Annotated in this window: 10 protein-coding genes; 6 read left to right on the top strand and 4 right to left on the bottom strand. The window is 64.2% G+C overall.

Annotated features, from left to right (window positions below):
- On the top strand, positions 1 to 501 hold a 501-nt coding region (locus VEI45_RS16980; protein ID WP_324855263.1), incomplete at its 5' end, for a hypothetical protein.
- A 151-nt stretch (positions 502 to 652) separates the two neighbouring features.
- Here VEI45_RS16980 and VEI45_RS16975 read toward each other — a convergent pair.
- Both VEI45_RS16975 and VEI45_RS16970 read right to left on the bottom strand, forming a co-directional pair.
- Complete coding sequence (locus VEI45_RS16975) at positions 653 to 1,222, bottom strand: TetR/AcrR family transcriptional regulator (RefSeq protein WP_324855261.1); 570 nt, start codon at positions 1,220 to 1,222, stop codon at positions 653 to 655.
- 37 nt (positions 1,223 to 1,259) lie between these two features.
- The gene (locus VEI45_RS16970; protein WP_324855259.1) at positions 1,260 to 1,823 is read right to left on the bottom strand and encodes a TetR family transcriptional regulator; all 564 of its coding nucleotides are present in this window, start codon (positions 1,821 to 1,823) and stop codon (positions 1,260 to 1,262) included.
- 395 nt (positions 1,824 to 2,218) lie between these two features.
- On the opposite strand from VEI45_RS16970, the gene VEI45_RS16965 reads away from it, so the two are divergent.
- Genes VEI45_RS16965 through VEI45_RS16955 form a run of 3 tightly spaced genes read left to right on the top strand, consistent with a single transcriptional unit; the run spans position 2,219 to position 4,855 of the window.
- Positions 2,219 to 3,325: a type III polyketide synthase gene (locus VEI45_RS16965; protein WP_324855257.1), complete on the top strand. Its 1,107-nt coding sequence runs from the start codon at positions 2,219 to 2,221 to the stop codon at positions 3,323 to 3,325.
- 7 nt (positions 3,326 to 3,332) lie between these two features.
- The gene (locus tag VEI45_RS16960) at positions 3,333 to 3,842 is read left to right on the top strand and encodes an isoprenylcysteine carboxyl methyltransferase family protein (RefSeq protein WP_324855255.1); all 510 of its coding nucleotides are present in this window, start codon (positions 3,333 to 3,335) and stop codon (positions 3,840 to 3,842) included.
- Positions 3,839 to 4,855: an NAD(P)/FAD-dependent oxidoreductase gene (locus tag VEI45_RS16955; protein ID WP_324855253.1), complete on the top strand. Its 1,017-nt coding sequence runs from the start codon at positions 3,839 to 3,841 to the stop codon at positions 4,853 to 4,855. Before VEI45_RS16960 ends, VEI45_RS16955 begins: the two co-directional genes overlap by 4 nt.
- Before the next feature lie 9 nt (positions 4,856 to 4,864).
- Here the strand turns inward: VEI45_RS16955 and VEI45_RS16950 are convergent, their stop codons facing one another.
- Both VEI45_RS16950 and VEI45_RS16945 read right to left on the bottom strand, forming a co-directional pair.
- Positions 4,865 to 5,131: a protealysin inhibitor emfourin gene (locus tag VEI45_RS16950; RefSeq protein ID WP_324855250.1), complete on the bottom strand. Its 267-nt coding sequence runs from the start codon at positions 5,129 to 5,131 to the stop codon at positions 4,865 to 4,867.
- Positions 5,132 to 5,165: 34 nt separating this feature from the next.
- The gene (locus VEI45_RS16945) at positions 5,166 to 6,239 is read right to left on the bottom strand and encodes a M4 family metallopeptidase (RefSeq protein WP_324855248.1); all 1,074 of its coding nucleotides are present in this window, start codon (positions 6,237 to 6,239) and stop codon (positions 5,166 to 5,168) included.
- Positions 6,240 to 6,474: 235 nt separating this feature from the next.
- Between VEI45_RS16945 and VEI45_RS16940 the strand changes: the two genes are divergently transcribed.
- Positions 6,475 to 6,924 carry a hypothetical protein gene (locus VEI45_RS16940; protein ID WP_324855265.1) on the top strand — a complete coding sequence of 150 codons (450 nt, stop codon included), beginning with the start codon at positions 6,475 to 6,477 and terminating at the stop codon, positions 6,922 to 6,924.
- A gap of 187 nt (positions 6,925 to 7,111) precedes the next feature.
- Complete coding sequence (locus tag VEI45_RS16935) at positions 7,112 to 7,918, top strand: L,D-transpeptidase (protein ID WP_324855246.1); 807 nt, start codon at positions 7,112 to 7,114, stop codon at positions 7,916 to 7,918.
- Positions 7,919 to 8,278 lie beyond the last annotated feature (360 nt).

Genomic DNA, 8,278 nt, shown 5'->3' with positions numbered 1-8,278 from the left:
ACCGCGGCCGCGCCGACCACATCGTCGTGGGCTTTGTCTGGCGTGAGCTCCGGTCCGGGCGAGATGGCGTCGGCATCACGGGCATCACGATGGCGAGTGGTTCCAAAATACGTCCCGCAGCTGTTGCCCGTGGGGGTCGCTTCGGAGCGTGGCTTGCAGGTCAAGACGATCTTGGTCGCGCGCAGCATCAGCGCGGCGTTCCCCGAGATCAAGAGCATGGGCGGCGTTCGACCGGACGCGCTGAGGTGGCATCCGGAGGGTTTGGCGGTCGACGTGATGATCCCGAATCCGAGTAGCGCCCAAGGCATAGCGCTTGGAAACGAGATTGTGGCGTTCGCGCTCAAGAACGCGAATCGATTCGCGTTGCAAGATGCCATCTGGCGGGGCACTTACTACACCCCGAGTGGGCCATCAGGATCTGGCTACGGCCACTACGACCACGTCCACATCACCACCCATGGAGGCGGATACCCCACCGGCCGGGAAGTGTACGTCCGCTAGGCGTGCACGCTGGCTTAGTCGCGGTATCTGTCTCGCAAAGGTTGACCCTGCGCCGACGTTCCTCCACAGCCGTTCGCTTCGGCCCCCACGAGTGATTTTGGTAAACGGTCGCGCGCTGGGGGCACAGAGGACGAGGTTTTCTGAGACTGCTTCAGGCAACCGGTGCTGCCGGCCCGGTAAGCAGCTGGCGAATCACCGGCGCGGCCCAGCTGCAGAGCTCCTCGCGGCTCAGGTTGGCCACCGGCGGATTCACCAGCACGTAGCGGGTCATCGCAAGCCCGATGACGAAGGCGCCGGTCAAGCCTGCCCGTTGCCCGGGATGGTCCGGAGTGGCGGTGACCAGCTTGGGCGCGATCTGTTCGGCGAACACCTGCCGTAAGGTGTCGGCCGCGAGTTGGCTCGTCATCGCTGCTCGCAACAGCGCCACGAACGTCTCGTCTTCTTCCCACACCGCGAAGAATCGCTCTAACAACACGTTCGCGACGTCATCGGGATCAAGACCCGACAGATCTGGCAGTTCGATCGCGAAATCGGCTGCCGCCGCGAATAGGTTCTGCTTGCTGCCGAAGTAGCGGATCACCAACGCCGCATCCACGCCGACGTCCGCCGCGACGGCGCGCAAGGTCGTGCGTTCATAGCCCTCAGCCCCGAAGCGGCGACGTGCTGCGGCCAAGATGTCGGCACGGGTTCGGCTGGCGTTGCGAGGTCGCACCGACGTCATGTGAAGACTCCGGAGTGCTGCTGACCGGCAGACATGATCACGACGGCGCCGGCCCGACCAGGAGCTGACGAAAGACCGGGCGGGCCCACCGGCTGAGTTCTTCACGGCTGAGGCTAGCCACCGGCGGATTGGCGAGAACGGATCTGGTTGCGGCAAGCCCGATCACGAATGCATCCGTCACCGCGATGCGCTTCATGTGGTTGTCCGGGGTGGCACCCATCAGCGTGGGCGCGACATGAGTGGCCAGCGTCTGGTTCAAGGTGTCGGCTGCAACCCGGCTCGTCATGGCCGCCCGCAACAGCGCCAGGAAGGTGTGGTCGTCCTCCCATACCGCGAAATACCGCGGCAGCAGCATGTCCGCGATGTCGTCTGGATCCGCACCCGACAGGTCGGGCAAATCAATCCTGAACTCGGTGGCTGTCGCGAACAAGTCTTGCTTGCTGCCGAAGTAGCGGATGACCAACGCCGCGTCCACGCCGACATCTGCGGCGATAGCGCGCAACGTGGTGCGCTCGAACCCCTCCGCCGCAAATCGACGGCGCGCGGCGGCCAGGATGTCGGCCCGCGTCTGGACGGCATCGCGGGGGCGGGTGTCGGCCATCCTGAAACTGTATATGTCACCCGCTGTTGACACGGTCCGAGGGCGGGCGTATCTTCCAAGTCATCGACCGTTGACAAAAGTCATCGGCCGTTGATATTAGCTTCGAGCAGGGCAGGCGGTCCCTATGGCTGGCGGCATTAATCCAAACACTTGCCCCTCAGCGCCCGGAGTGAACCATCCGGTGGCTTCAGTCGTGATAAAGGCGAACGGGCCTTCAAGCCCGGGTTCGCAGAAAGCGTTACCACCGATGGTGGGCGCCCAAGCCACTGGCCCGACGTGGATCGGGATCGGTGAAAGCCGCGCCGTCCGCGCGTCGAGGGGTCACGTGGACGACGCGGGATGTCAATAGCGGCAACGACGCCGGCAAGGAACACGCACGAGAAGGATGAGTAAGAGTGTCAAAGTCATTGAGCCGCAAGAATTTTGGTGTTCACGCCGCCGGCAGCGTCATCGCCAGTGTGCAGGGCGCATTGCCGGAGCATCGATATGCCCAGAGCGAGATCACCGACATGCTCGCCGCGTTACCGGCTTTCGACGGATGTGAGGACATCCTGCGCAAGCTGCACGCGAGCTCCAAGGTCAACAGCCGCTACCTGGTAAGGCCTCTCGAGGAGTACGTGTCGCTGACCGACTTTGGCGACGCGAACAACATCTTCATCGAGAACGCGGTGGAACTCGGGTGCGCAGCGCTGACCGCGGCGCTCGACGAGGCAGGTTTGCAGCCGCACGAAGTCGACGTCATCTTCTCGACAACCGTTACCGGTATCGCCGTCCCGTCGCTCGACGCCCGCATCGCCACCCGCCTGGGACTGCGACCGGACGTGCGGCGGGTGCCGCTGTTCGGGCTGGGCTGCGTCGCGGGCGCTGCAGGGGTGGCCCGACTCAACGACTACCTGCGAGGTGCGCCCGACGATGTCGCGGTCTTGGTTGCCGTCGAGCTGTGCTCGTTGACCTATCCCGCGGCCGGACGCTCGATCGCCAGCCTGGTCGGCACGGCTCTGTTCGGCGACGGTGCCGCGGCGGTGGTCTCGGTCGGCGCACGGCGCGCTGAGAAGATGACCGCCGCGGGCCCGGACGTTCTCGGATCCAGGAGCCATCTGTACCCCGACTCGCAAAACACGATGGGCTGGAACGTCGGTTCCACCGGATTCGGCCTCATCCTTTCTCCGGACGTCGCCACCGTCGTCGAGACGTATCTGCCCGATGACGTCACGAAGTTCCTTGCAACACATGGTTTGACCATCGCCGATGTTCCCACCTGGGTCAGCCATCCCGGCGGCCCCAAGGTCATCGAGTCGATCGTCGACTCACTCGGGCTGTCCGACGACGCATTGGAATTGACATGGCGCTCACTTAGTGAGGTCGGCAATCTCTCGTCTGCGTCGGTGCTGCACGTGTTGCGTGACACCATCGCCAAGCGCCCAGTTGCGGGCAGCCCCGGGCTGATGATGGCGATGGGCCCCGGCTTCTGCTCCGAACTCGTGATGCTGCGCTGGCGGTGACGTCCTGATGACCTGGTATCTGTTGTTGATCGGCGCGGTCGCCGTCGAGCGACTGGCCGAGGTCGTTGTCGCAGAACGTCATCGGTCGGTGAGCCTGGGGCACGGCGGCGTCGAGTTCGGTGCGGGGCACTACCCGGTGATGGTCGCACTGCACGCGGGCCTACTCGTGGGATGTCTGCTTGAGGCGTTCCTGTTGCACCGCCCGTTTATCCCGGCGCTGGGTTGGCCGATGTTTGTGATCGCGCTTGCGGCACAAGCGCTGCGGTGGTGGTGCATCAGCACGTTGAGTTACCAGTGGAACACCCGGGTGATCGTGATACCGGGTGCGGCGCGCGTCACCGGCGGCCCGTATCGCCTTCTGCCTCACCCGAACTACGTCGCGGTGATCACCGAAGGCTTTGCGCTGCCGCTGGTACACACCGCCTGGGTCACGGCGCTGGTGTTCACGATTCTCAATGCAGTCTTGTTGAGGACGCGAATCCACGTCGAAAACGCGGCACTGGCCAGCCTGGCATGATCGATCTCCTCGTCGTCGGCGGTGGCCCGGCCGGACTGGCCACCGCAATCCACGGCGCCAAAGCTGGCTTGGAAGTGGTTGTCGTCGAACGGCGCAGCGGACCGATCGACAAGGCCTGCGGTGAAGGGCTGATGCCACACACGCTGCGGCACCTGGAAAGGCTTGGCGTGTACCCGCACGGCAAGCCGTTCCGGGGGATCAGCTACCGGGACGGCGACCGGCACGTCGACGCGTTGTTCAGCCGCGGTGCCGGGCGCGGCGTACGCCGAACCGTGCTACACGGCGCGCTTCTCGACGCTACTACCAGTGCGGGCGTGCGGATCTGCCATGACGAAATCGATGAGATAAGCCAAGACGCGACGTGTGTTCGCGCCGGGCAGTGGCGGGCACGCTACCTGGCCGCCGCCGACGGGCTGCATTCGCCGATCCGCCGGTCCCTGGGCTTGGAGCGGCCGAGCCCGGGCGCCCGCCGTTGGGGCATCCGACGGCACGTGCGCACCGCGCCGTGGTCGGACTTCGTCGAGGTGCATTGGGCGCCTAATGCCGAGGCGTACGTGACGCCGATAGCCGACGACTGCGTGGGAGTCGCGGTGCTGAAGTCTCGTCGTGGCGGATTCGATTCTCACCTCGCGGAGTTTCCCGCTCTGCGGGATCGGATCGAGGGTCTGCCGCACGAGCCGGATCGCGCGGCCGGCCCGCTGCGCCAACGGGTTTCAAGCCGGGTGGCGGGACGGGTCCTGCTGGTCGGCGATGCTGCGGGCTATGTCGACGCTCTCACCGGCGAGGGCCTCGGCCTGGCCTTCGGCGCGGCGGAGCTGTTGGTGAAAGCCGTTGTCGAACAACGCCCGGACACCTACGACCGCCAATGGCGCCAGATGACGCGTCGCTATCGGATGCTGACCGCGGGCTTACTGCAGGCGAGCGGCGTCACGCCCATACGGCAGCGCATCGTGCCGGCTGCGGCGGCGATGCCGACCGTCTTCACCGGTGTCGTCAATCTGCTTGCTCAGTGAAAAGTCTGGTCAGATCTCGGACCTGACAACGCTTGCCACCGCAGTGGGCATTTCGCTTTCAGGAATCTCGCGCGTAGTGCTTCCCAGTGCATTTTCTCGGGTAACGAGGTAGGTGTAGCGGTCAGCGCCGTGATCACCGGCGAATGGTTCTTCGCTGTCGAGAAGCTGTTCCAATAGTTGGCGATCGCCAGGATCCAATGCGTCACCATCAATGCTGCCGCTGGCCTTCAGGCCGGCGAAGCCGCCACGTCGCTCAATGATGTAGCGAGTCTGCATTCCTGTGCCTCGATCGTCCTCGTTCGACAGCGGCTCAGACCGACGTGTCGGCCGACGGGATACCGACTCGCGTCCATGCGTCGTCCACCCCACGATAGACGTTGGTGTCGCGGGGGAACAGCGATCTAGCGGCAGCCCGGGTAAGCGTGGCGAACTCTTCCATCCCTGTCGACGGGTGAGCTTCAGGACTGGTCAGCGCCGCGTACCAGACTTTTCCAGCCTTTTCCCAAGATCGTCCACCGACAGTCGTCGCCGCGAGGTAGAAGGCGTGATTCGGGATGCCGCTGTTCTCGTGCGGGTCGCCTCCGGGAACGTAGTCGCGGTAGTGCGACGGTTGCGGCGACAGGCAGTGTTGGGAGCCAGGTTGAGCCATGTTGCGCAGGCACGTGTACCCCTTCGCGATTGCCAAGGGACCGAGGACACCTGCGCCGATGAGCCAGTCTGCTTGGACGACCGTCTGCTTCCTTCGCCACTGGTGAAACATCGCACCGAATGCGTCGGAGACACTCTCGTTGAGCGCACCCGGCTCGTCGGTGTAGTCCAGGCCTGCGGTGAATTGAGTGACGCCGTGGGTTAACTCATGGCCGATAACGTCATCGGACTTGGTGAAGTCGGTGAAGACCTGGCCGTCCCCGTCGCCATACGTCATCTGAGAGCCGTTCCAGAAGGCGTTGTCGTAGCGCACACCGTAGTGAATCGACGACATCAGCGTCATGCCGGCATCGTCGACCGAGTTCCGCCCGAAGCATTGCCGGTAGAAATCGACCACGGCGCGGGTTGTATCGAACGCGCGTTTCGCCGTACTGTCTTTGCTGGTAGCGGGATTCGCGACTGGCGAGCCGGGCAGCGATCGAGTGTTTTTACAGTCGTAGACCGTTACGGCTGGAACAGACGCCAGCACACCGGCAACTTGCAAGGTGGTGATCCCGCTGGCGAGAAGACTGGACTGGATTGCCTCGGTGTGGGCATCTCGCAGCCTTCGCCATGCTTCCTCGACCGCGACACAATCGCGCATCGCTTGTCGCGACTCCGCCGGGATCGACTCGTCCTCGGCGAGCCGGCGTAGGACACTTGGTGGAACGATGAAGCGACCGCTACGAACACACATCAGGCAACTCCTTTGAGGACAAACAGTTTCGCACGTTCGATCGAGGCACACTGGTGTGTGGTCGAGGCTACGGGCGTGACACCGTGCTTCTTGGGGGACCACCGTCGGCAGAACGTCACCATTTGAAAACGGTTGTGCAACACGCGTGGCTTTCAAGATCAAGTCCGTTAAGAATTGAGTCGCTGTCTAATACGACTGTGGTACGGCTATGCGGTTCTGCTGCACGAAAAAGGAGTTGACGTTGATGACGACCTTTGATCGATTCAAGATCAAAGTAGTTGCCGGCGCGGGGCTGTGCGGGGCCGCTATAGCGTTGAGTCCGGACGCGGCAGCTACCACGCTGATAACGGGCGGTTACCCATGCGTCCAGGGACTGGCAGTGGCCGGGGGACCGGTCGCACCGGTATGCATTCCGCCTGCGCCGGCTGGCGCTGCACTGTCCGGTGCGGCTGGTCCTGCCGCGGCCGCGCCTGTGCCAGCGGGTGCCCCGGTGGTTGCGCCGGTTCCAGCGGGCGCTCCGGTGGGTTTGCCGGTTGGTGCTCCCGTGATAGCGGGTGCTCCGGCACCAGGCGGAGCTTTACTCACTGGCGCCGGTGGCCTTTCAGGTAAGGATGCGCCGAGTGGTACGACGCCGACTGGCGGGCCTGCACCGGGTCAGCCGATCTTGCCAGGCCCTCCCGAGTAACGACGGATCGTTGAGTCAGGGCTGACCCCGGGCCGACGGCTTGCCCCGGCCGGTAGGTCGGCGTCTCGGTCCGTAGCTGAAACGTGACAAAGGCGTGATCGAATTGCTAACGCGCCCTTGCACTTCCACTCTCAGAGCACCTCTACGATCACTAATGCAATTGTGTCAACTTAAAGGAATCGGGGCCATGCGGGCGGTTGTGCGGTGCCTTTTTGCGGTGATTGTGATCGCTGCGATCGTCATTGCGAAGCCGGCCGGCGTAAGTCTGGCGGCGGCGAACCTATCGCCCAGGTTCACCATCGCATCGGTTCTACCAACCTCGGGCGACGTGGTGGGTGTGGCGCACCCTGTGGTGGTGACGTTCAGCGCGCCCGTCGCCAACTGGCAAGCGGCTGAGCGTGCCATCAAAATCAAATCAGCGCCCGCGATGACCGGCAAGTTCGAATGGCTCGACAACGATGTCGTGCAATGGGTTCCCGACCGATTCTGGCCGGCGCACCGCACGGTGGCGCTCTCGGTGGGCCCACTGTCCGCGGACTTCAAGACAGGTCCTGCTGTCCTAGGCGTAGCCGATATCTCAGACCACACGTTCACCGTCAGCATCGACGGAGTCGGGGAGGCACCGCCGCCTCCTCGACCAGCGCCGCACCACCGTCCGCACTGGGGAGAAGACGGGGTGATGCTGGCCTCGATGGGTAGGCCGGAGTTCCCGACGCCTGTCGGCGTCTACACGGTCCTGTCCAAGGACCGCTCGGTGACCATGGATTCCAGCAGCGTCGGCGTCCCGCTTACCGATCCCGCGGGTTACCGGGTCCCCGTGGATTATGCGGTGCGTATCACCCGCCGCGGCATCTTCGTGCATTCAGCTCCGTGGGCCGTCAATTCCATGGGGCTTGAGAATGTCAGCCACGGCTGCATCAGCCTGAGCCCAGCGGACGCAGAGTGGTACTTCAACACGGTCAATATTGGCGATCCGGTGATCGTGCAGGAATAGCAGCGCCGACAGCTGCCGGTTTCGAGAGGCTGCGCACCTGGATGATGTGCGGGTGCACGCGTCGCCACTGATCACACCCAGGAGGCGATGAGCCGGTGCTGGCCGGACGGCACTCCCGCATCAGGGCTTGACCTGGTGACCCCGTCACGTCGAGCGTGTACTCACTGCGAGGATTCCGTTGATTTTTCGCGGTGAGTACACGTTGGGCGGTTCGCTCAGGACCCGCTGGTGGTAACCCAGCGGGTCCGCACAACCCGGAGAGAATCAGCCTCAGTGCGCGCCCGCACCCGAAGGACCCGGCAGAACCGGCTGACCGGGCACAGGGCCGCCAGCCGGCGCCGGACCAGTCGGCGCACCCTT

The sequence above is a fragment of the Mycobacterium sp. genome (genome assembly GCF_035623875.1).
In the GTDB taxonomy this organism is placed as follows: Bacteria; Actinomycetota; Actinomycetes; order Mycobacteriales; family Mycobacteriaceae; genus Mycobacterium.
Note: the sequence above shows the minus strand (reverse complement) of the source record. Positions and strands in the feature narration are given on the sequence as shown.

What these genes read in the sequence shown, in the direction of transcription:
- VEI45_RS16975 (WP_324855261.1), bottom strand. Translation starts at nt 1,222, where the DNA reads ATGACGTCGGTGCGACCTCGCAACGCCAGCCGAACCCGTGCCGACATC.
- VEI45_RS16970 (WP_324855259.1), bottom strand. Translation starts at nt 1,823, where the DNA reads ATGGCCGACACCCGCCCCCGCGATGCCGTCCAGACGCGGGCCGACATC.
- VEI45_RS16960 (WP_324855255.1), top strand. Translation starts at nt 3,333, where the DNA reads ATGACCTGGTATCTGTTGTTGATCGGCGCGGTCGCCGTCGAGCGACTG.
- VEI45_RS16955 (WP_324855253.1), top strand. Translation starts at nt 3,839, where the DNA reads ATGATCGATCTCCTCGTCGTCGGCGGTGGCCCGGCCGGACTGGCCACC.
- VEI45_RS16950 (WP_324855250.1), bottom strand. Translation starts at nt 5,131, where the DNA reads ATGCAGACTCGCTACATCATTGAGCGACGTGGCGGCTTCGCCGGCCTG.
- VEI45_RS16945 (WP_324855248.1), bottom strand. Translation starts at nt 6,239, where the DNA reads ATGTGTGTTCGTAGCGGTCGCTTCATCGTTCCACCAAGTGTCCTACGC.
- VEI45_RS16935 (WP_324855246.1), top strand. Translation starts at nt 7,112, where the DNA reads ATGCGGGCGGTTGTGCGGTGCCTTTTTGCGGTGATTGTGATCGCTGCG.